This window comes from Massilia sp. PAMC28688 (assembly GCF_019443445.1).
Classification (GTDB): Bacteria; Pseudomonadota; Gammaproteobacteria; order Burkholderiales; family Burkholderiaceae_D; genus Telluria_A.
Window position 1 is genome coordinate 954,779 of the sequence record NZ_CP080378.1, and the last position, 21,197, is coordinate 975,975.

Here is a 21,197-nt window from a genome sequence, read left to right on the forward strand (position 1 = left end):
CCTTCCCTTGCAACTTCACCTTGAATGATCACCAAGGCGCGATCGTAGCAGAGAGGCCGCGCTCAATGGCCCGGCTCTTCCTCTTCCGGCTCCTCTTCGATCGCCATCGACAGGTCGGCCGACGCATTTTTCGCTTCCACGCCGGGCTCCTTGCGCTCGCCCCGCAGCTTGATCTGGAGGCGCAAGCCGTTGGCGGAATCTGCATTGCGGATCGCTTCATCGTAGCCGATGTGGCCCTTGTTATAGAGCTCGTAGAGCGCCTGGTCGAAGGTGCACATGCCCAGTTCGCGCGACTTGTGCATGATCTCCTTGATGCCCTGGAAATTCCCCTTCAGGATCATCTCGCCGATGGTGGCCGTATTGAGCAGGATTTCAATGGCTGCCTTGCGTCCCTTGCCGTCTTCGGTGCGCACCAGGCGCTGCGAGACAATGGCGCGCAGGTTGGACGACAGGTCCATCAGCAGCTGGTTGCGGCGCTCTTCCGGGAAGAAGTTGATGATCCGGTCCATGGTCTGGTTGGAATTGTTGGCGTGCAGGGTACCCAGGCACAGGTGGCCCGTCTCGGCAAACGCAATGGCGTGCTCCATGGTTTCGGTATCGCGGATTTCGCCGATCAGGATCACGTCCGGCGCCTGACGCAGCGTGTTCTTGAGCGCGTGGTGCCATGAATGCGTGTCCACGCCCACTTCGCGGTGCGTGATCAGGCAGCCCTTGTTCTTGTGGACGTACTCCACCGGGTCTTCCACGGTAATGATGTGGCCCGCCGAATTGGCATTGCGGTAGTCGATCATGGCCGCCAGCGTGGTCGACTTGCCCGAGCCGGTACCGCCCACCACCAGCACCAGCCCGCGCTTGGTCATGATGACGTCTTTCAGCACGTCGGGCAGGTCCAGCTTTTCAAAATTGGGAATTTCGGACGCGATGGTACGCACCACCATGCCGACGCACTGCTGCTGCACAAAGACGTTGACGCGAAAGCGGCACACATTGGGCAGCGAGATGGCGAAATTGCACTCCATCTCCTGCTCGAATTCGCGCGTCTGCTTGTCGTTCATGAGCGACAGCGCCAGGGCACGCGTGACGTCGCCGGTGAGCTTTTGCTGGCTCATGGGCTTCATCGCGCCCTGGTGCTTCATACTGGGTGGGAAGTCGGCCGAGATGAACAGGTCGGAGCCGCCCTGGTGGTGCATTACGGTGAGCAGCTTGTGGATATAAGCCTGGGCTTCGGCCGGGCCAAAGGTCGTGGACATGCGTGCCTTTCTGCGAGAGGTCCGGTTTGAAAACCGTCGTCAAACAATTATATCGACTGCATTCCGGTAGAATATAATTTCTTTGCTGACTGATTAGCAACTGTGTATCCATGCATCCACGCTTGCTCCCACAATCACTCTGTTCCTGGCCACTATGACATTGACCGAACTGAAATATATCGTTGCCGTAGCGCGTGCGAAACATTTCGGGCATGCAGCGGAAGCGTGCTACGTCGCCCAACCGACACTGTCTGTCGCCATCAAAAAGCTGGAAGACGAGCTGGGCGTTGTGCTGTTTGAACGGGGCGGCGCCGAAATTTCCGTCACCCCGCTGGGCGCCCAGATCATTGCCCAGGCCGAACGCGTGCTCGAGCAGACGGCCGCCATCAAGGAACTGGCAAAGCAGAACAAGGATCCGCTGGCCGGGCCGCTGCGCCTGGGCGTGATCTACACCATCGGCCCCTACCTGCTGCCGCCGCTGGTCAAGCATGTGATTGACCAGGTGCCGCAGATGCCGCTGATCCTGCAAGAAAATTTCACGGTGCGCCTGCTGGAACTGCTGCGCCAGGGCGAGCTCGATGCCGCCATCATGGCGCTGCCACTGCCGGAGCACGGCATGTCGATGCAGACACTGTACGACGAGCCGTTCGTGGTGGCAGTGCCACGCAGCCATCCCTGGGCAAGGCGCAAGTCGGTCTCGGCCCAGGACCTCAAATCGGAAACCATGCTGTTGCTTGGCAATGGCCACTGCTTTCGCGACCAGGTGCTGGAAGTATGTCCCGAGATGGCGCGCTTTTCGGCGCCAGGCAACGGCATGCAGCGCACCTTTGAAGGCTCGTCGCTGGAAACCATCCGCCACATGGTGGCCAGCGGCATTGGCCTGACGGTGCTGCCGCGCGCCTCGGTGCCGGACATGGACGCCAAAGATGGCATGCTGGCCTTTGTACCGTTCGACGCACCGGTCCCCTCGCGCCGCGTGGTGCTGGTATGGCGCAAGAGCTTTACGCGCAAGGCAGCCATCGACGCCATCTGCGCCGCCGTGGCCGCCTGTGACCTGCCGGGCGTGGACATGATTGCGCTGGAGGAAGCAGCCTGATGCATCGATGAACAGGCTGGCTCTCTATTACCGGCTGATCCGGCTGGACAAGCCAATCGGCATCCTGCTCCTCTTGTGGCCCACGCTCATGGCGCTGTGGATGGCGTCCGGCGGTGTTCCCGACCTTGGCATCCTCGCCATCTTCACCCTGGGCACGGTGCTGATGCGCTCGGCCGGCTGCGCCATCAATGACTATGCCGACCGCGACTTCGACAAGCATGTCAAGCGCACCGCCGAGCGGCCCCTGACGAGCGGCAAGATCCGCAGCTGGGAAGCGCTGGCCGTCGCCGGTGTGCTGGCCGTGGTCTCGTTTTTGCTCATCTTGCCCCTGAACAGCCTGACCAAGCAGCTGTCGGTAGCTGCCGTCATCATTGCCGGCAGCTACCCCTACTTCAAGCGCTTCTTTGCCATTCCCCAGGCTTACCTCGGCATTGCCTTTGGCTTCGGCATTCCCATGGCCTTTGCCGCAGTACAGAACACTGTACCGATGGTGGCCTGGCTGCTGCTGCTGGCCAACGTATTCTGGGCCGTGGCCTACGATACCGAGTACGCCATGGTAGACCGCGACGACGACCTCAAGATCGGCATCCGTACTTCGGCCATTACCTTTGGCCGGTTTGACGTGGCAGCCGTCATGCTGTGCTATGGCGCAGCCCTGGCCCTTATCCTCGTGTGCGGCTGGCAACTGGGCCTGCGCTACTGGTTCGTCGCCGGCATCGCCGTGGCCGCAGTTATTGCCCTGTATCACTACACCCTGATCCGTGACCGCGACCGCATGCGCTGTTTTCATGCATTTCGCCACAACAATTGGTTGGGTGCGGCCCTATTTGCCGGTTGCGCGGTAGACTACGCTTTCGGATAATGTTGTCCTTCTTGCACGGGCAACAGAATCGTTTCGAAGCGCACTGTTCAAATCAATAATCGTGAGGAAAATAAAATGATCGAATCCATCCCAACCAAGCCAGGCACCCGTGACCAGCTGCTGACCGACCTGAAATCCGTGATCCAGGATGCCGAAGCATGGCTGACCAAAGGCAGCCAGATGACCGGCGACGAGTTCCAGGCTGCCAAGGCCAAGTTCGAGCGCACCCTGACCACGGCCAAGGACGAAATCATCCGCATCGAAGAAGCGGTGGTGGAAAAGACCAAGTACGCTGCCAAGGCCACCGACGAATACGTCCATGAGAATCCATGGAAGGCCGTCACGGTCGGCGCCACCATCGGCCTGCTGGCAGGCCTGTTGATCTCGTCGTCGCGCCGCTAAACGATGTCGATCAGGGAAAAGGCCGGGCGGATCGGCGCCGGCGTACTGGCCATGCTGCAAACGCGCCTGTCGCTGGCGGCGCTGGAAATTGAAGAGGAGTCGCAGCGGCTGCTCGGCTATTTCGTCATCGCGCTGGTAGCGCTGATCCTGTTCGGACTGACCCTGGTCATGATCGCCGTGACCGTGGTGCTGGCATTCTGGGACACCGCGCCGCTGCTGGCGGCCGGTGGCCTGGCGCTGGCCTTCGGCATCGGCTGCGCCGTGGCCGCGTTCAAGCTCAAGTCCGACTTTGCCAATCGTCCGCGCCTGCTTGGTGCCACCATGGACGAGCTGCACAAGGATGTCAATTTCATCCGCAACGTGAGGGGGACCCATGAGTGATACGAGCAAAAAAGAGCTGACCCGGGCCGAGCGCAAGGAAGCGCTGATCGCCCAGTGCGCAGCCCAGCGCACGCAGATGGGCCGCGAGATCGAAGTCATGCGCGCGCCCAGCGTGCTCACCGGTGGCGGCATCGGCCAGTATTTTTCCGGTGGTGTCAAGGCACCGCTTGCCATCGCCGGGCTGGCACTGGCAGCCTTTGCGGCGCGCTCGCAAAAGCTCGCGCGCGTGCTCACAACCGGCATGTCGGTCTACAAGCTGGCGAAGGGTGGCCTGACCATGCTACGCAACCGCGCGGTCTGAAGATTGCGCTGCCAAGAAAAAGGGAGCGGCACCACTGCGTGCCGGCGATAGCGCAGCCTTCAGCGCTGGCCACTCCCTGCTTCCCCACTTCCGCCGTCAGCCCCATCTGCGCAATTTGCCGCGGGCCTGACCGCGCCGAAGCCAGCCCTGTCTCGCCGCAAGCGTGCAGGCAACACCTCAGTCCATCTTGCCCATGATTACCTATCAAGACGCGTAGTTACGAGCAGCTCTTGGCCAGCGTATAGTGGCATAAAAGGCAATATTTATTCATTTGCCCGCTTGAACGTTGGCAGAGATATTGATGCCGCTGCCTCCATTCCCGATTCTAACCTTCGCCACCTCATGCATATTCTCGCTGAATCCATGCCCGTTGCCTTTCCACTAAAGGGCCTTGGCCAGCATGCACGGCTGGTGACTTTGACCAGCGTTCAGGAACGATCACTGCCCGAAACACTTATGGTCGATCAATTTGACGGCCGCGAGGCAATAAGCGGATTATTCCGGTTTGAAATCGATGCTTTGAGTGTATCGACAGACCTGGAGCTCTCAATCTTCATCGGTGAAGAACTGACCATTGGACTCCTCCAGCCCGACGGCAGCCGTCGCGCTTGGCACGGACTGTGCACACATTGTTCCTGGCTTGGCGCTGATGGCGGCGTCGCCCGCTATCGCCTTCGCCTCGAGCCTGCCCTGTCGTTGTTGAAGCTTCGGCGTGATTGCTACATTTTCCAGGACAAGAACGTCCAGGAAATCGTCACCGAATTGCTGGCGGATTATGCGCAAGTACGATTCGAGTTCGACGTCACGCAAGAGCTCGAACGGCGCGCCATCGTAACGCAATATCGCGAGAGCGATTACGAGTTCCTGGTGCGGGTGCTGGCCAGCGAAGGGCTGAGCTGGCGTTTCGAGCACGACCAGCTTGATGCCCATGAGGAAACGCACGGCGATGGCCAGGCCCGGCACCGGGTCGTCATTTTTGACCGTCATGCCCAGGTGCCGCCCACGCGCGGCGATGAAGCCATCCGGTTCCACGCTGTGCGCGCTACCGAATGCGATGACGCAATCGACGAGTTCCGTCCGCGGCGCCAGCTCCAGGCCAATGCAGTCACCATCAGTAGCTGGGACCCGTGCCAGCTGATGGCACCCTCAGCCACCCAACAGTCCGGCCTGGATGCCGGCGACGTGCCTGAACTGGCGCTCTACGACGGCAGCGGTGAACGCCTTGCCAGCGACGCGGCAATAGCGACGCCGCACAGTGAGCTGATGCTGCAGGCACTGGAGATGGCAAACAAGTCTTTTGAAGGCGCAGGCTCGGCGCGCAGGCTGGCGGCTGGCCATGGGTTCATCCTGACCCAGCACGACCACTATGCGGGCGATGAATCGCGCTTTACCGTGTTGTGGGTGCGCCATCAGGCGCGCAACAATTTTCAGGCGCAGATCAAGGGCGGCGCCGACCACGCCATCGACGCCGGCACGTATTGCAACCAGTTTGGCTGCGTGCGTCATAGCGTGGCCATTGTTCCGCAGTCAATAACGGCACCGGCGCCTGCCACCGCGCTGGGGCCGCAAACCGCCCTGGTGGTAGGCTTGCCAGATGCCGCATGTACCACCATGCGCGATCATCAGGTAAAGGTCCAGTTTGCATGGCAACGGGGGGCCAACCCGAATGCGGGCGGCATGGCGCATAACACTGGTGCGCTCGGCAACGCGCCGGGCGACGACACATCCGGCACGTGGATACGGGTGGCCGAAGCGCTGGCCGGGCCCAACTGGGGTTCGCAATTTACGCCGCGCGTGGGCAGCGAAGTGCTGGTCGACTTCATCGAAGGCGACGTGGACCGTCCCATGATTGTGGCCCAGCTTTACACCGGGTCGGACCTGCCGCCTTTTTCTGCCGGTATCGATTCGGCAGCCAATCATGGCGGGACGCTATCGGGAATGCACAGCCACAACCATGACGGCAGCGGGTTTAACCAGTGGCAGCTCGATGACACAGCCGGCCAGGTGCGCACTCGCCTTGCCACCAGCACGGCTGCAAGCCAGCTCAACCTGGGCTACCTGGTCGCACAGTCACCAGGCAGTAGCCAACGCGGCAGCTATCGTGGCAGCGGCTTCGAACTGCGTTCCGATGCCTGGGCTGTAGTGCGGGGCGGTGATGGTGTTCTGCTCACCACTGCCGCCCGCGCACAACAAGGAAGCAGCGTCGTATCAACGCAAATGGATGCGGCCGAAGCGGCCGGCCTGCTTGACGGCGCCGGCGAGCTAGCCGAGCGCCTGCGACAGTCCGCCAGCGAGCAAAAGGCCCTGGCAAGCAGTGCTACGGCCGAGGCACACCGCGAGTTTATTGCACAGATCGACCCCGGGCAAAAGGGCAAGCACAGCGCAGAAGTGGGTGGACAGGAGCCGTTCAAGACGCAGCCGGGCGGGCGCGATCTTGATCAGTCCATGCCCGCGGAAAAATTTGGCGCGCCGGTCGTTTTGATGACGGCTGCGGCGTCAATCAACTGGGCCACGCCCGCGTCGACCATGCTGTTTGCCGGCGAGCATCTGCAATGGACCACGCAATCGGACTTTCAACTAACGGCGCAGCACACGGTGTCGGCCGTCGCCGCCCATGCAGCCGGGCTGTACACCCACAGCGGCGGCATTCAGGCCATCGCGGGCAATGGCGCGGTGTCACTGCAGGCTCATACGGATCAACTGGAGATTCTGGCCGATCAGGCAGTGACCATCGTGTCGGTGAATGACTGCATTGAGATCCAGGCAAAGGAAAAAATCGTGGTGCAGGCTGGCACATCATCGATCACGCTGGAAGGTGGCGATATCACGTTCGCGTGTCCCGGTAACTTTACCGTCAAAGGTGCTCAGCACACGCTCGATGACGGCGGGGAGGAAGCTGCACAACTTGCTGGCTTGCCACGCGGCGCCGTGACGGTCGTCCCACCGGGCGTGTCGCTGCTGGAAAACTACGATGAGCAAGTCGTCTTCAAGGATGCCGATGGCCAGCATATTGGCGCCATACCGTTCCGTCTTTTCAACGAGGCGGACGACACACAGCAGCTCGTCAACAAAACCGATGCGCTGAGCGAGCTGGAGCGGATTACCACGCCGCAGGCGGAAACACTTCAATACGCGCTGCGCTATGCGACGTTCAAGTTTGCGAAATAAACCCATCAGGAAAATTGATAGTGACGACAAATATCAAGGGTGTAACGCTGGAAGTACTGGGCAAGTGCATGACCAATACCACGCCCGGCTCACAGCACGAAGCCACGGTCGAATATCGGCATTTATGGTCATTCGCGCAGCAGGCGGCACTGATCGCCGTAAGTAAAAAAGATCAGGCCGATGGCTGCTACCACCTGATCACGGATCCCGAGCATCGGGCACGGCGCATCGCGGCGCATTACGCCGATCTATACTTCAAGAGTGCTGCCAAGTCCCGGGGAAAGCTGCATTTTCACTGGTGCGCGCTGGCGGCGTTCGTGGTCAAGGATATCGTTGAGGCGTTCCGCTATTCGCGGGAAGAAGTGCTGCAACGCGAATGGAAATGGAGCGACAAGGCGAGCGTGCTGCGCAATTCGTCGATGGCCGATCTCGGCAGCCTGCTGATGACGGATGACTCGCCCTACGACCATGTTCTGCGCACCTACGGGGCGCTCGCCAAGGGAAATCTCTGGCTGTTCATGGATATTTATCCGTGGCTGTGGTATTTCCTGGAGTACGGGATCAATGAAGACGGCACCCTGAACAAGAAGCGGATCGAGGCGGGACCGGCCAAGCGGGATTGGTCCACTTATCAATCGGCGTCCAAACAGGCAGTGGAAGAACTGCCTTTCGGTCCCAACTGGATTACCAGGTTGTCGGGCCGGCTCAAAGGTGACATCGTCTTCAAAAAAGCGCAGACATTTTTTGACGTCGGTCCTGCGCCCTCGTATGACGGTGGCCGGGGGGCGTACGCGACCGCCGCGATGATGGCTAATCGGCACTGCCGCACGCAGGTAAAATCGTATGACGCAGGGTACAGAATGCCGCCTAGCCAATACTGGGCCAAGTTCCCGGAGGCGTTTCATGTGATGGAGGCAGAACACAAGGAACTGACTGCCATCGTAAAAGATAATGAGGCAATGAAAGCCTTGCTGAAAGTCAGACAACAGAAGTCGATGCCGGAGATTGTCACGGCTTACAAGCATCTGTCCGATCAGTTCGCCATGAAGTCCGATACAGAAAAAATAAAAATGCAGGCGGCCGAGTTAAATATAATTGCGCGTCATGAGCAAATTAACGTATTACAGCCGCTAATCTACAGCGACGTCCGCTTGAAGGAGACTATGGACATGAATCATTGGTCCAGTCGTGCTACATCAGGCTGGCTATCGCCGCAATTCAAAGTGGTCTATGCATTTGACCCTTCTATAAAAGACAAAAAGTATCAAACCATTTTCGACCCAGCTACAGGATTTACCGATGGCGTCATTGGCAGGCGGAAAAGCCTGACCAATGAAGAAGACCGAATGGGCTTTGTCGGGGAGATTGCCGACCACTTTGATTTTCTGATGAAATTTGAACGTTCATACATGGAAACAGAACTACGGAAGATTCGATTATGGATGAAAGAATGAAACTTGTTACTTGCCGCACCGCTGTTCTTTTTTTCGGATTGAGCTTATTGCTGGGATGCACTCAACGTATGAACACAATGAAACTTGTAAGGGTCGATCTTGGACGAAACATCGTTGAAACGGCAAGATCTTCCGGTATCTCAAGCTACGGGGTGGATGACGTCAACGGTAGTATTCAATTCAGCGCTGTGGACTTGCCTGATGATCTGTATGTGCGTTTTAGTAGACCCGGTTTGGAGATTCAGGCTAGATCTGTTTTCTCGGTCGCACTGGTCACAGACAGAAAGCGGATGGCAAATGAAGAAGTTTTTTTGGCTCGAATAAAAATGGCCGCTTCAAAGCTTAACTCGCACTCCGCAGCAAGGCTTCATCTCAATGAGATACTGATCCAGTTCGCCAAAGGAAAATGGAAACGCCATATCCCGGAACATTGTCCGGCCGTGACTGGACGATCAACGATGTTGGGATTGTCAGGGGAATTTCATAGTTCCACCTGCCCCATTGATCCGTCGTATAGATTTAGCGATACGGAATACCTTGCGCTCTTCAAACAAACTCAGGAATATCAATGGATGGGAGATGGCGTGCTCGCCACCTTAGCAGTTGATTACAGCGAAACCGGCGGAATATTAATGTACAACTTTCTGCTAAAGTTTGAGGACCATCGCATAATGAAGAAAATTGAAGAAGAGGTCGCAGCATGGAAGAGGCGTGAAGGTGACGCCAAGGGCTGGAATAGCACTCAACAATACGAAATCGGCCTGGTGGAAACAGCCGAACGGAACAAGATACTGGAACAGAACGCGATTGCCCGCGGCGACAGCGTGGTGCCGCGATAACAGTCAAACCTCGACGCCCCGTGTTGGCAGCGTGCCGCACGCTAGCGAAAGGTCGCGCCCATGCTCGCTACCGGCATGTCGGCCCACAAGCTGGTCCAGGTGGCCTGACCATGCTGCGCAACTGCGCGGTCTGAGCCTGTCATTCGCGGCACCGGCGCAGGCAAGGTCCTATGCGGGCCTTGCCTGCGCTGGTGTGCCCCTTCCCTTCCCGTGGTCACTCGTTGAACAATCCCGGCGCCGCGTCAGCCTGCCAAAATCATCGCACGGCCATCGACCGCCTCGTCCGCGCAGCCCTTCCCTGCCCTGATGCGACCGGCATCACTTTCGCGCGGTGCAGAATTCGGGCACCTGACCAAGCTGTCCAAGCCAGGCACACAGCGTCCCTCCCGTGAACGGATAGCTCGGATGGGTATTCGATGCATGGATGTGCCCGTTTGGCGCAATGCCGGATGGGTGCAGTGCATTTTTCGCCAGGTCCGGATGCGTCCCTGCAAACGTGCCACAGGGATTCAACTCATAAATCCACGCATGCAACATGTGGAACTCGGGCGTCCACTTTGCGTTGCTCGACACGGGCAAGCCATTTTTCACGGCGCTGCCGGGCAGGCACTGCTGCGGGCTCAGCCCTTCGCGAAATGAGAGCCGGGCCGGATCCATGACGGGCTGCTCATAGTTCAAACCCTTGAAGCATCCGCCGGCATGGTGGTGCCATACATCGGCGTCGCCGCAGAACCCTTCCGGCGCCTGGGAGAATGGCTTGAAGCGGTCACCGGGAGGATACTTGGTGCCGTCCAGGCGGGTTGGCGATGGTCCAATATAGTAGAACACAGCCCACAAGCGGCCGTCGGCATCGTAGTTCAGCCCCTCCGGCGCTGCCGGGTTGAACGTGTAATCAAGCGTCCCCCTTTCCGGCCGCTGCACGTAATGGGCGCCGTGGCCATACAGTGCTTCGGTCCAGGGCACGAACCCGTCTGCGGTAGCCTTGCTCAATTGGCGATAGGCCTTGGTGCCGTGATAAGCCGCGGCCAGTTCCCGGTCCAGCTGCGTGCTGGCGGCGCCTGCTTCCGCGGTCGCAATTGCCACATCCTTCTGGTCCAGCACATGGTCGGCGTTGCGGTCAAAAAAGGCGATGTACTGCTGCTTGCCGATCTGCTCAGCAAGCAGCTGAATGTCCTTCCGGGTAACGGTCCCGTCGCCGTCAAAGTCGCCCTTGCTCAGCACTGGCGTCGCCTTCGAGTCTGGCGCGCAAAATTCCAGGTGCCCGTGCTGGGCTTGAGCGCTGCCGATCGACGCGGCAAGCAAGGTCAGGGCCGTGGCGGCCTTGATGTGATGGATTGATTGCATGATGTCCTCCGATGAGATGGCGGGCATGCCGGCGTGTGGCATGCCCGATTGCACCAGGCTTGTAGCTGCCAGTGCGCAAGGCGAGAAATGTTGGTGAATGTCACAGGACATCACTCTTCAGCTCGCTTCTACAAGGCGATTATCGGAGGCGGTCTTGCCGCAGGCCTTGCGGCATATGAAGGTTTGAACAGTGCACCGTCAGCGGCACCGTCGATTTACTTTCAGGTCGGAAGGATTGCTACGTCGGCGTGTCAGGACCACCGGCGGCATTGCAGCGGCAACGAGGCGTGTGCCTGGCGCTGACGCGGGCGCTCGGATCGACGCGCCATAAATCAGGCATGCCCCAGCTCATCACCCAGCTCGCGCCCGCGCGCAGCTGCCGCCTTGACTGCCGCGACGATCTTGTCCTTGACCCCGGCCTGCTCCATGCTGGTGATGGCCGCGTAAGTGGTGCCGCCCTTGGACGTGACCTTCTCCCGCAGCAGCGGCACCGGGTCTTCCGACTGCGCCGCCAGCTGCGCCGCGCCGGTAAAGGTGGCCAGCGCCAGCTCCCTGCCCTGCGCTTCCGACAGGCCCAGTTCCAGCGCGGCCTGCTGCATCGCTTCAATGAAGTAAAACACATAGGCCGGGCCGCTGCCCGACACCGCCGTAACGGGATCAATCTGCGCTTCGTCGTCCAGCCACAGCGTGGTGCCCACCGCCTTCATGATGTCGTCGGCCGCCATTTTTTGCGGCGCGCTCACGCCCGCCATGGCGACCATGCCCGTGATGCCCTTGCCGATCAGCGCCGGCGTATTGGGCATGGTGCGCACGATCGCGCTGTAGCCGCCCAGCCAGCGCGCCAGGTCGGCCCCGCGGATGCCCGCCGCAATCGACAGGATCAGCGGCTGCGCGGCGCCCAGGCGCGGCAGCAGCGCCGCCGCCACCTCGCGCATGTTCTGCGGTTTGACCGCCAGCACAATCACGTCGGCCAGTGCCAGCGCATCACCAATGGCCGGCGCAATCGTCACCGCATACTGCAGGCGCAGGCGATCGAGCGCTTCGGGATTGGGATCAACTACATGGATGTCCTCACCCTTGGTGAGCTTGCCGGCCAGGCCCGCAATCAAGGCCGCTGCCATGTTCCCGCCGCCGATAAACGCAATTTTCATGATGATCCTGAGAGTTATTCGTAATGGCGCGAGCCGAAGATGGCGCTGCCCACGCGCACAATGGTGGCGCCTTCTGCGATTGCGGCCTGCAGGTCGGACGACATGCCCATCGACAGCGTGTCCATCTCCATGCCTTTCGCGTTGAGTCCTTCGAACAAATTCCGCAGCCGATGAAACGCGGCACGCTGCCGGTCAAATTCCGTTTCCGGCTCCGGGATCGCCATCAGGCCGCGCAGGCGCAACCGTGGTAGCTGTGCCACAGCCTGGGCCAACGCTTCCAATTCTTCTGGTGCCGCACCGCTCTTGCTAGCTTCACCACTGATGTTAACTTGCAGGCAAATGTTGAGCGGCGCCTTGTCTTCCGGCCTTTGCTCGGACAAGCGCTGCGCAATTTTCAGGCGCTCGACCGTGTGCACCCAGTCAAAATGCTGCGCGATGGGCCGCGTCTTGTTGCTCTGTATGGGGCCGATGAAATGCCACGCGATTTCCTGGGCCGGCACGGCGCGCGAAACCGCAGTCATTTTGTCTAGCGCTTCTTGCAAGTAATTTTCGCCGAAGGCATGCTGGCCGGCGGCAATTGCTTCCAGCACCGCTTCTGGCGGGAATGTTTTGGAAACGGCGAGCAAGCCAATCGCTTCGCGGGCCCGTCCCGCAGCGCTCGCAGCGGCAAGAATACTCGCATCGACAGCTTGCAAGTTCTGGGCGATTGTGGACATAATCATTTTCAGAGGGCAATTAATGCAGACGATTATTGCGAAATGCGCACACATCGGCATGCGCCCATACACGGCACAGGGATTATAAATGGACATCTCCGAATTACTCGCATTCTCCGTCAAGAACAAGGCATCCGACCTGCACCTCTCATCCGGCCTGCCGCCGATGATCCGCGTGCACGGCGACGTGCGCCGCATCAACCTGCCGCCGCTCGAGCACAAGGACGTGCACGGCATGATCTATGACATCATGAACGACGGCCAGCGCAAGGCGTACGAAGAAATGCTGGAGGTGGACTTTTCGTTCGCCATTCCCGGCCTGGCGCGCTTTCGCGTCAATGCCTTTAACCAGGAGCGTGGCGCCGCTGCCGTGCTGCGTACCATTCCTTCCAAGATCCTGAGTCTGGAAGACCTGAACGCGCCCAAGATTTTTGCGGAACTGGCGATGCGTCCGCGCGGCCTGGTGCTGGTGACCGGCCCGACCGGCTCCGGCAAGTCGACCACCTTGGCGGCCATGGTAAACCACCTGAACGAAAACGAGTATGGCCATATCCTGACCATTGAAGACCCGATCGAATTCGTGCACGACTCCAAGAAATGCCTGATCAACCAGCGCGAAGTGGGGCCGCACACGCTGTCGTTCAACAATGCGCTGCGCTCGGCGCTGCGCGAAGATCCGGACTGCATCCTGGTGGGCGAATTGCGCGACCTGGAAACCATCCGCCTGGCCCTGTCGGCCGCCGAAACGGGTCACCTGGTGTTCGGCACGCTGCACACCTCGTCGGCCGCCAAGACCATCGACCGTATCGTCGACGTGTTCCCGGCCGATGAAAAGGAGATGGTGCGCGCGATGCTGTCCGAATCACTGCAGGCCGTCATTTCACAGACCCTGCTCAAGACCAAGGATGGCGGCGGGCGGGTGGCGGCGCACGAGATCATGATCGGCACCCCGGCAATCCGCAACCTGATTCGCGAAGCGAAGATCGCCCAGATGTATTCGGCCATCCAGACCGGCAGCAACGTGGGCATGCAGACGCTCGACCAGAACCTCACCGACCTGGTACGCCGCAACGTGATTTCTTCGGCTGCAGCACGCAATGCGGCGAAAATCCCAGACAACTTCCCAGGCTAACAGGACCCCCCACTCATGGAACGCGACCAGGCTTCAAAATTCATGTTCGACTTGCTGCGCTTGATGACCAGCAAGGGCGGATCCGACCTGTTCATCACCGCCGGCTTCCCGCCCGCAATCAAGATCGACGGCAAGATGACACCGGTGTCGAGCCAGGCGCTGACGCCCTCGCACACCGCCGACCTGGCCCGTTCGATCATGAACGACAAGCAGACGGCCGGCTTTGAGCTGTCCAAGGAAGCCAACTTCGCCATCAGCCCGGGCGACCTGGGACGCTTCCGCGTTTCGGCCTTCGTGCAGATGAGCTGCGTCGGCATGGTACTGCGGACCATCACCACCACCATTCCCCGTCTGGACGACCTGGGCCTGCCGGAAGTGCTCAAGGATGTGGTGATGACCAAGCGCGGCCTGGTGATCATGGTGGGCGCGACCGGCTCCGGCAAATCGACCACGCTGGCGGCCATGGTTGGCTACCGCAACGAAAACAGCTACGGCCACATCATCACCATTGAAGACCCGGTGGAATATGTTCACCCGCACCGCAACTGCGTGATCACCCAGCGCGAAGTGGGCGTGGATACGGAAACGTTTGAAGCGGCGCTGAAAAACTCGCTGCGCCAGGCGCCGGACGTGATCCAGATCGGCGAGATCCGCGACCGCGAAACCATGGAGCACGCCATCGCGTTTGCGGAAACCGGCCACCTGTGCCTGGCCACGCTGCACGCCAACAGCGCCAACCAGGCGCTCGACCGCATCATCAACTTCTTCCCCGAAGAGCGCCGCCAGCAGCTGCTGATGGACCTGTCGCTGAACCTGAAGGGACTGATCTCGCAGCGCCTGATCCCGATGAAGGAAACCAAGGGTCGCTGCGTGGCGATCGAGATCATGTTAAATTCTCCCCTGATCTCGGACCTGATCTTCAAGGGCAATGTCCATGAAATCAAGGAGATCATGAAGAAGTCGCGCGAGCTGGGCATGCAAACCTTCGACCAGGCGCTGTTCGACCTGTACGAAAATGACCTGATCAGCTACGAAGACGCACTGCGCAACGCCGACTCGGTCAACGACCTGCGCCTGGCGATCAAACTCAAGGGCAAGGACGCAAAGAACCGCGACCTGTCGGCAGGCACTGAACACCTGGGGATTGTGTGATGAGTACATTCGATTTTACGGCGCAGGATATTGCCGGTTCTACCGTGGACCTGTCCAAATACAAGGGCAAGGTGCTCCTGATCGTCAACACGGCGAGCGACTGCGGCTTTACCCCGCAGTACAAGGGTTTGGAAAAGGTGTACGAGCAGTTCAAGGACAAGGGCGCGGTGGTGCTGGGCTTTCCCTGCAATCAGTTCGGCGGCCAGGAACCGAAGGGCGAAGCGGAAATCGGCGCGTTCTGTGAAAAGAACTTCGGCGTCACCTTCCCCCTGTTTTCAAAGGTGGATGTCAATGGCGCCGGCGCCCATCCCCTGTTCCAGCACCTGAAAAAAGAAGCGCCTGGCTTGCTGGGCACCCAGGCCATCAAGTGGAACTTCACCAAATTCCTGATCAAGAAGGATGGCAGCGTGTACAAGCGCTATTCGCCGCAGACTTCGCCTGAGGAACTGGTGGGCGACATCGAAAAACTGCTGGCCGAATAGCCTGCCATGACTAACCACAAGGGGCGTGCGCGCCCCTTTTTCCATTGAAGAGAGCTTGCAATATCGTTGTGGGTGACGAACTCGCCCTTCTTCGCTTGCTTTGAGGACTTTCTACGCGCCCAACCGCCGATAAAGACACGCATTAACAGCGGGGACAGCCGACTACCCGACGGCTGGACTGTTCGCCAGGATGCGCTGGTATAGACTGTTTGCCAGCACCATCAGGACGTTTCCGCTTCCGCGCCGAGCGATGTCCCTGTGGATGGTCCGTAAATGGCGGACCGCTTCCTGCGTGGCCTCCCCGCGCGCCGCAATCAGCGCCAGTCCGTATTCGCCGTACAGGCGCCCTGTGGCGACCGGGGCATTTTCTGCCAGCATGCGGAATAGACGCTCAGCTTCGGCATATTCTCCAAGTTCCAGCAGGGCAAAGCCCATGCGTGGCGCGGTCTGATAACTATTTCCTTCGCCGCCATAACGCTGCATCAGGCTCTCGGCATCCTGGTAATGCTTCCTCGCGCATTGCGCGTTATGCTGCATCATCTGGACATCGCCTGCCATCATCTCAACGCGCATGCTGATCCAGTACTTGGTGTCGACTTTCAGGGCATGTTCACGTGCTGCTCTCAGGCTTTCCATTGCCTCTACCAGGCTATGCGAATCGCCACATTTGAGGCGGGCTGTCCATGCATGGGCCAGCGCGCGCAGATCGTGCGCCGGCTCCGAACCAAGCAGGCGAAGTCCCGTTGCAATTTCCCCTTGTGCTTCCTTGTACAGGCCCTCTTCGAGATAAGTCCAGGCAAGCGCATCGATACGCAGCGTGGCCACCATCAATGGATCTTTATGCTCGAGTTCGGCAAGTGCGTGACCGAGGAATTCGAGCCGCTCCGCATTGAGAAAGCGGCTGTCCATGTAGTGCGCGAGCAGGACGACGAACTGCGCCACGTTACCGTTTTCAACAGCGCGTCTCATGACATGGTTGATAATTGGCCAGTACGGGTCTACCTTGGCCATTTCGGGGCGCACCAGGGTGTTCCAATAACGATCCGTAATTTCCGGCCTGCACAAGACGTTCTCATCGCCGAGGAAGCCGAGCAAGTGATCGGCAAGCCGGCCCTCGGCGGCATCCAGGTTGCCAATCCGGGCGACGCGTCTCCTCATGCAGTCGCGTGGTATCCGCTGCATATCGAATGTGTCGTTCGCCACATCCCGTTCCAGCAGGCCGAACAAACCGGCCATCGTTGCCCCTTGACGAAAAGCTGTATCGTCCAGCCCGGCGGCCTTACGCAACAGCCTGGACGGCACAGCCACCATTGCAGGGAATGCGAGCATGGCGCTCAGGATTGCGCGCGCATCATCGTCGAGGTGTTCCCATGCACGCTCCGCGTAAAAGGCAAACAGTCGTTCAATGTCTTTCATGGCGGTGGGTTGTAGCTCAGGGTTCGATGCGATGCTGGCCGCCTCGGCGTCACCGGTGCCATTAATCAGCCCGACGGCCATCCGGATCGCCTGTGGGTTCCCCCGCGTTTCGCTGGCCAACACCGGCGCGAGGTGGTCAATCCCATCCGGTATCTGGCGGCGCAGCATCATGCCGCTGGCGCATTCGCGCACCATTTCAACCGCGTCTTTCTGGTTTAACCGTTCCACCTCGACCACGAACCCGGTCACCGCTGCATCGCGCGAAGTCACCACCACCCTGCTCTTGGGATTGGCATAGGGCCCGGCATTTTCCAGCCATGCCTTCACTTCCGTGGCATCCGGGTTCAGGTCTTCCAGCACGACGATGACCTTGTGTTCCTGCAGCAGCTGGTTGACCCGGATGCGCTTGTGCTTCAGCCTGCGCTGCGCCGAACCGTGCTCGGCATTGCGCACGACACGGCCCCGTTCGGCCTCACGTCGCTCACCCGTTTCAAGGGGAGGGATGTCGTGTGCATCGGTAATGGCAAACGCATCAAGAGCGATAGCGATGCTGTCGAGTATGCGTTCAAGTACATGATGGTCCGCGCCTTGCTGATCGTCGCAGGCTACCCAGATCACTTGCTCGAACGCGTCCGAGATGGAGATCACACCGGTAGCCTGCATGTAGTCCGAAATGGCTTCTGTGACCAACATGGTCTTGCCGACACCAGCCTCGCCTTTCACTACCAGCACGCGAAAATCCGACTGCAGGCCTGCTTCAATGCGCCTGCGCGCATTGGCGTGAAAAGTCGTGTGAGGAAACTGGGGAACCGGGAAGCGGCAGCGCATTGCATCCATCGCAGGTGGTCCGGACGTTTTGCGCCTGTCGTAACGGATCAAGGCTTTCCTGAAGCAACGCAGCCAATGTTCAATCGCCTCCTCAGCCTCGCTGCTGCCGGGGGCAGCATCGATTGCAATAACATTGACACCGCGTGCGCGTAACGCCTGAACGGCGAGGGGCTTTGGCCGCAACTGTACGCTGTACAGCAAGGGCCGGACTGATCCAGACTGCGCTGCCACTTTACCGAGGATCATGCCAAAGTTCGGGTCGCTGAAGCTGTAGCCGAGGAAAAGTACCGTGTGAGTCTGTAGCTCAACTTTGAGTAGATCGGCCACCGCCGGGTTGCGGCTGAAGTAACTGTAATAATCGCGCGCACTGATGACGAGCGAATCTGCATCCTCGAGGTCACCATGCAGCTTGACGATGGACAGTGTCGATGTATCGGACAGGCCGATGTGCGACGCGTTGACGATCACGTTTCGATTAATCTGGCGCTTGCGCGCAGCCTGTTCCAATAGATTGTCGAAATTGGTCGTATAGATCCGCTGCACCGGCAAGCTGACAATCAGTTCGTGGGTCTGGGTCAGCTGAAACCGGACATCGCCCAGCTTGTCCTTCAAATACTGAATCAGCACGCCTCGGCTGTGTTTGGTCTCGTATAGCTCAGCGATATCCAGATAGCTGGCACCCGCGCCCACTTCATTGCGCAAATCATTGCGCAGTGGATCCATGAGCTTGGCCCAAGAGGGCAAACGCGCTCCCAGAGAAATACCAGCGCCAACAAATACGGTGCCATTGCCGTGAGCAAATCGTTCAATCAGCACTGGATCAATCGGGATGCTGGCAGACTCGCTTTCGGGTGCGCACCCGGGTTTCAAGCCGGGGTTGGCGTCATCTTTCATGGTCCTCTTTCAAAGGGTGCGAAGGACGACCCATGTTGAAACGCTCGATGGTCGACAGTTGTTCCAGCCACGCCGCGTCGCCGGGCTGTGCTCCCTGAGTCGACGCGGCGCGCATATTTAACTGCGTTCTCAAGCCGTCTACCGCACGGAGCGGAGCCAGACCATCAGGAGCACGCAGCGAGCGTTGATACCATTTAATCGCCCTGTCCCCCTGGCCCGCTGCTGCATAGGCAACGGCGAATGCGTCCGCGACCGCTCCCATGTCGCCCCACAGGCCGGAAAACTCCGCTTCCAGATAATCGAGTCGGGGTAGCGCCCACCCTGAGCCAGCATCGCCACACTCGAGCTCGATGGCAAGGGTTTCCAATACGATCAGCAGGGACGCCGGCGACGCAATGGCGCCGAATTCGTCCTCCGGCGGCACGACCGGCGACTTGGCACTTGGCATGCATACCCGTCGCCAGCGCCAGTCGGGGTCACCATAGCATTGATAAGCAGCCCAGGTATTCGATTGCGGATTGGCCTCCCACGCCGCAGTGCGCGCAGCACCCACGGCTTCGATAAACCGCGCTCCGTTAAGGAGGGCAACATAAAACGCGACCGCGAAGTCCTTGGCCGCGCGATCTTCGACTGCCCAGCCAGCCGCCACCACGCAGCGCACGCCGATCCTGATCAGCGCGTCGGCCAGATTGGCGGCAAACTGGGGCCGGTCGTTGAGCCCAAGCACCGATGCGGTGTCGCGCCCGGCCAGGTGGCAGCAGTTGACAAAAACGAGCTCCGGAATGCTGCGCATCGCGCTGACCTCGTTTGCCCCCAGAAATGTATTCGCGCTTGACAACACCACGCCGCCGTTCGCGCCAAATTCGCCGTGACCTGCGATATGAACGATACGATAGGGCTCCTTGAGCAGCGCGATCAGAATTGACTGCGCGTCATTTTGGTTCGCCAACAACGTCACCTGGCGTCGCGACAGGCCGCTGCCAGCCTCCAGCAAGCGTTCGGCAACCGCCATGGCCTCTTCCTTTGCCCCCTCGATTGACCGATAGCGCTCGGACGCACATTTTGGATTGCCAATGATGAGGACATTATCTTCCGTACCCGCATTGCGCTGGGACGCGCGAAAATCCTTGAGCTGTAATTTGCGAACCAGTTTGCAACGAATCGCCCAAGGCCGCTTGTCGCTTGCACTGCGCTCCGGATGGGTGTCGAGCAGCTCCCATGGAATGCCGGCAGTATTGGCGTCGAGCTCCATTACCATTTCGCTGGACCCACTCAAGAACGGCTCCATTTCAACAGGGATCAGAAGGTTGAACAGCGTTCGTCCGATATTTTCCTCAATCTCGGGATTGTTCGACGCTGCCGCAAATTCGCGCAGCAAAGTCGCCTGGGCGCGATGCGCATGGACTTCGGCGCGCGCACGCCTGGTATCGAGCTTATAGGTAATGCCGGGATTTGCTCCGCCCGGCTCCGCATACTGCAACGCGCTGATGAAGTCGTAGCTTGTTCCGCGGTAGCTCGAGTCCAGGGAACGGCGCAATGCACCGCGGCCACTCCGTATCCTCCCGTTCAGCCTCAACAGTTTCCGGTCAGCCTGTTCCTGCATTCTCAACGCATGCCACGCGTCCGTCGCGCGCTCGAGAAAAAGTTCAAGCAGGGTCAGCCTGGAAAGGCGGGGCCAGCCTTCCAGCTGGGCAATCTTGGCATTGGCTTCATGCGCTGCCTGGATCAGCGCCTGCGCTGAGCATCCCGGGGACATGCCGCTCCCGCCACTACCTGCCAGGGTGGCCGCCATTGAAAAGCCAGCAGGCATGGCAATGCCTCGTTCGCACAGGCGCTGCGCGAACGCAAGTATGGCGAGGCGGACGGTATAGACGAGGTCGGCCTGGCGCAGCTCGCCCTCGTCGCCAAGGCCGGCGACAATGACGGCCGCCGGCTGCGCGACCGGCGAAGCGGTGTCGGCCAAAGCGGTCAAGTCCCCGAAAACATGGTGTGCGCCAATCATCGACGGGTACAGGCCAGCGCCCATCGACCGGCTCATGGCGCCACCCATCAGCCCATCGAGTTGGGCTTCCGCTCCGGTCAGGATCGTCGACCGATAGTGACCGACCAGCAAGGCGCAGTGTACGAAGCGCAGGTCTGCATTCATGACGATCACGTCGAGCGGGTCCATACCGCTTGCGTGATTCGCTCCCGCCTGGCCATCGCCGTCGGGAACGTCTTCGCCGGCAGCGCTGGCAACAGCCTGCCCTCCCAGCCCGCCGGGAGCATCCAGTTCAGCCGCAGCTGACCGCGGCACGTCCAGCGTCATCGCATCCACGTGGGTCATCGC

17 protein-coding genes are annotated in these 21,197 nt (G+C 59.8%); 11 read left to right on the forward strand and 6 right to left on the reverse strand.

Annotation, left to right across the window (positions count from 1 at the left end; translation table 11 throughout):
- Positions 1–62 precede the first annotated feature (62 nt).
- Positions 63–1,250, reverse strand: coding sequence for a PilT/PilU family type 4a pilus ATPase (locus KY495_RS04210; RefSeq protein WP_219882503.1), 1,188 nt, complete (start codon positions 1,248–1,250; stop codon positions 63–65).
- A gap of 154 nt (positions 1,251–1,404) precedes the next feature.
- Between KY495_RS04210 and KY495_RS04215 the strand changes: the two genes are divergently transcribed.
- The 8 genes from KY495_RS04215 (at position 1,405) to KY495_RS04250 (ending at position 9,753) form a co-directional block, all read left to right on the forward strand.
- Positions 1,405–2,346 carry a hydrogen peroxide-inducible genes activator gene (locus KY495_RS04215; RefSeq protein WP_219882504.1) on the forward strand — a complete coding sequence of 314 codons (942 nt, stop codon included), beginning with the start codon at positions 1,405–1,407 and terminating at the stop codon, positions 2,344–2,346.
- A 7-nt stretch (positions 2,347–2,353) separates the two neighbouring features.
- Positions 2,354–3,208, forward strand: coding sequence for a 4-hydroxybenzoate octaprenyltransferase (gene ubiA / locus KY495_RS04220; protein ID WP_219882505.1), 855 nt, complete (start codon positions 2,354–2,356; stop codon positions 3,206–3,208).
- A gap of 75 nt (positions 3,209–3,283) precedes the next feature.
- Positions 3,284–3,610, forward strand: a complete 327-nt coding sequence (locus KY495_RS04225) for a YqjD family protein (protein ID WP_219882506.1) — start codon at positions 3,284–3,286, stop codon at positions 3,608–3,610.
- 3 nt (positions 3,611–3,613) lie between these two features.
- Complete coding sequence (locus tag KY495_RS04230; protein WP_219882507.1) at positions 3,614–3,991, forward strand: phage holin family protein; 378 nt, start codon at positions 3,614–3,616, stop codon at positions 3,989–3,991.
- Positions 3,984–4,292, forward strand: coding sequence for a hypothetical protein (locus KY495_RS04235; protein WP_219882508.1), 309 nt, complete (start codon positions 3,984–3,986; stop codon positions 4,290–4,292). The genes KY495_RS04230 and KY495_RS04235 overlap by 8 nt, the downstream gene beginning before the upstream one ends.
- 342 nt (positions 4,293–4,634) lie before the next feature.
- A complete protein-coding gene (locus KY495_RS04240; protein WP_219882509.1) occupies positions 4,635–7,460 on the forward strand; it encodes a type VI secretion system Vgr family protein in 2,826 nt (941 codons plus the stop codon).
- A 20-nt stretch (positions 7,461–7,480) separates the two neighbouring features.
- Positions 7,481–8,914 (forward strand): DUF2515 family protein, encoded by a 1,434-nt coding sequence (locus KY495_RS04245; protein WP_219882510.1) that lies wholly within the window; start codon positions 7,481–7,483, stop codon positions 8,912–8,914.
- Positions 8,911–9,753, forward strand: coding sequence for a hypothetical protein (locus KY495_RS04250; protein ID WP_219882511.1), 843 nt, complete (start codon positions 8,911–8,913; stop codon positions 9,751–9,753). The genes KY495_RS04245 and KY495_RS04250 overlap by 4 nt, the downstream gene beginning before the upstream one ends.
- A 318-nt stretch (positions 9,754–10,071) precedes the next feature.
- On the opposite strand, the gene KY495_RS04255 is transcribed toward KY495_RS04250, so the two are convergent.
- The 3 genes from KY495_RS04255 to KY495_RS04265 all read right to left on the reverse strand — a co-directional run bounded on the left by KY495_RS04255 (position 10,072) and on the right by KY495_RS04265 (position 12,964).
- Complete coding sequence (locus KY495_RS04255) at positions 10,072–11,097, reverse strand: hypothetical protein (RefSeq protein WP_219882512.1); 1,026 nt, start codon at positions 11,095–11,097, stop codon at positions 10,072–10,074.
- A 332-nt stretch (positions 11,098–11,429) separates the two neighbouring features.
- On the reverse strand, positions 11,430–12,248 hold the full coding sequence (proC, locus tag KY495_RS04260) for a pyrroline-5-carboxylate reductase (protein ID WP_219882513.1): 819 nt from the start codon (positions 12,246–12,248) through the stop codon (positions 11,430–11,432).
- Between the two features lie 14 nt (positions 12,249–12,262).
- Positions 12,263–12,964, reverse strand: a complete 702-nt coding sequence (locus KY495_RS04265) for a YggS family pyridoxal phosphate-dependent enzyme (protein WP_219884084.1) — start codon at positions 12,962–12,964, stop codon at positions 12,263–12,265.
- A gap of 88 nt (positions 12,965–13,052) precedes the next feature.
- Between KY495_RS04265 and KY495_RS04270 the strand changes: the two genes are divergently transcribed.
- From KY495_RS04270 to KY495_RS04280, 3 genes are read left to right on the forward strand one after another with little or no spacing between them, the layout of a single operon-like run.
- Positions 13,053–14,096 carry a type IV pilus twitching motility protein PilT gene (locus tag KY495_RS04270; RefSeq protein ID WP_219882514.1) on the forward strand — a complete coding sequence of 348 codons (1,044 nt, stop codon included), beginning with the start codon at positions 13,053–13,055 and terminating at the stop codon, positions 14,094–14,096.
- Between the two features lie 15 nt (positions 14,097–14,111).
- Positions 14,112–15,248: a PilT/PilU family type 4a pilus ATPase gene (locus KY495_RS04275; RefSeq protein ID WP_219882515.1), complete on the forward strand. Its 1,137-nt coding sequence runs from the start codon at positions 14,112–14,114 to the stop codon at positions 15,246–15,248.
- On the forward strand, positions 15,248–15,730 hold the full coding sequence (locus KY495_RS04280) for a glutathione peroxidase (RefSeq protein WP_219882516.1): 483 nt from the start codon (positions 15,248–15,250) through the stop codon (positions 15,728–15,730). The genes KY495_RS04275 and KY495_RS04280 overlap by 1 nt, the downstream gene beginning before the upstream one ends.
- A gap of 162 nt (positions 15,731–15,892) precedes the next feature.
- Here the strand turns inward: KY495_RS04280 and KY495_RS04285 are convergent, their stop codons facing one another.
- Together KY495_RS04285 and KY495_RS04290 are read right to left on the reverse strand one after the other, a co-directional pair.
- A complete protein-coding gene (locus tag KY495_RS04285) occupies positions 15,893–18,868 on the reverse strand; it encodes an SIR2 family protein (RefSeq protein WP_219882517.1) in 2,976 nt (991 codons plus the stop codon).
- Positions 18,858–21,194: a CHAT domain-containing protein gene (locus tag KY495_RS04290; RefSeq protein WP_219882518.1), complete on the reverse strand. Its 2,337-nt coding sequence runs from the start codon at positions 21,192–21,194 to the stop codon at positions 18,858–18,860. Before KY495_RS04290 ends, KY495_RS04285 begins: the two co-directional genes overlap by 11 nt.
- Positions 21,195–21,197 lie beyond the last annotated feature (3 nt).

What these genes read in the sequence shown, in the direction of transcription:
- KY495_RS04250 (WP_219882511.1), top strand. Translation starts at nt 8,911, where the DNA reads ATGAAACTTGTTACTTGCCGCACCGCTGTTCTTTTTTTCGGATTGAGC.
- KY495_RS04225 (WP_219882506.1), top strand. Translation starts at nt 3,284, where the DNA reads ATGATCGAATCCATCCCAACCAAGCCAGGCACCCGTGACCAGCTGCTG.
- proC (WP_219882513.1), bottom strand. Translation starts at nt 12,248, where the DNA reads ATGAAAATTGCGTTTATCGGCGGCGGGAACATGGCAGCGGCCTTGATT.
- KY495_RS04270 (WP_219882514.1), top strand. Translation starts at nt 13,053, where the DNA reads ATGGACATCTCCGAATTACTCGCATTCTCCGTCAAGAACAAGGCATCC.
- KY495_RS04265 (WP_219884084.1), bottom strand. Translation starts at nt 12,964, where the DNA reads ATGTCCACAATCGCCCAGAACTTGCAAGCTGTCGATGCGAGTATTCTT.
- KY495_RS04215 (WP_219882504.1), top strand. Translation starts at nt 1,405, where the DNA reads ATGACATTGACCGAACTGAAATATATCGTTGCCGTAGCGCGTGCGAAA.
- KY495_RS04210 (WP_219882503.1), bottom strand. Translation starts at nt 1,250, where the DNA reads ATGTCCACGACCTTTGGCCCGGCCGAAGCCCAGGCTTATATCCACAAG.
- KY495_RS04290 (WP_219882518.1), bottom strand. Translation starts at nt 21,194, where the DNA reads ATGACCCACGTGGATGCGATGACGCTGGACGTGCCGCGGTCAGCTGCG.
- KY495_RS04240 (WP_219882509.1), top strand. Translation starts at nt 4,635, where the DNA reads ATGCATATTCTCGCTGAATCCATGCCCGTTGCCTTTCCACTAAAGGGC.
- KY495_RS04285 (WP_219882517.1), bottom strand. Translation starts at nt 18,868, where the DNA reads ATGAAAGATGACGCCAACCCCGGCTTGAAACCCGGGTGCGCACCCGAA.
- KY495_RS04280 (WP_219882516.1), top strand. Translation starts at nt 15,248, where the DNA reads ATGAGTACATTCGATTTTACGGCGCAGGATATTGCCGGTTCTACCGTG.
- KY495_RS04275 (WP_219882515.1), top strand. Translation starts at nt 14,112, where the DNA reads ATGGAACGCGACCAGGCTTCAAAATTCATGTTCGACTTGCTGCGCTTG.
- KY495_RS04255 (WP_219882512.1), bottom strand. Translation starts at nt 11,097, where the DNA reads ATGCAATCAATCCATCACATCAAGGCCGCCACGGCCCTGACCTTGCTT.
- KY495_RS04230 (WP_219882507.1), top strand. Translation starts at nt 3,614, where the DNA reads ATGTCGATCAGGGAAAAGGCCGGGCGGATCGGCGCCGGCGTACTGGCC.
- KY495_RS04235 (WP_219882508.1), top strand. Translation starts at nt 3,984, where the DNA reads ATGAGTGATACGAGCAAAAAAGAGCTGACCCGGGCCGAGCGCAAGGAA.
- ubiA (WP_219882505.1), top strand. Translation starts at nt 2,354, where the DNA reads ATGAACAGGCTGGCTCTCTATTACCGGCTGATCCGGCTGGACAAGCCA.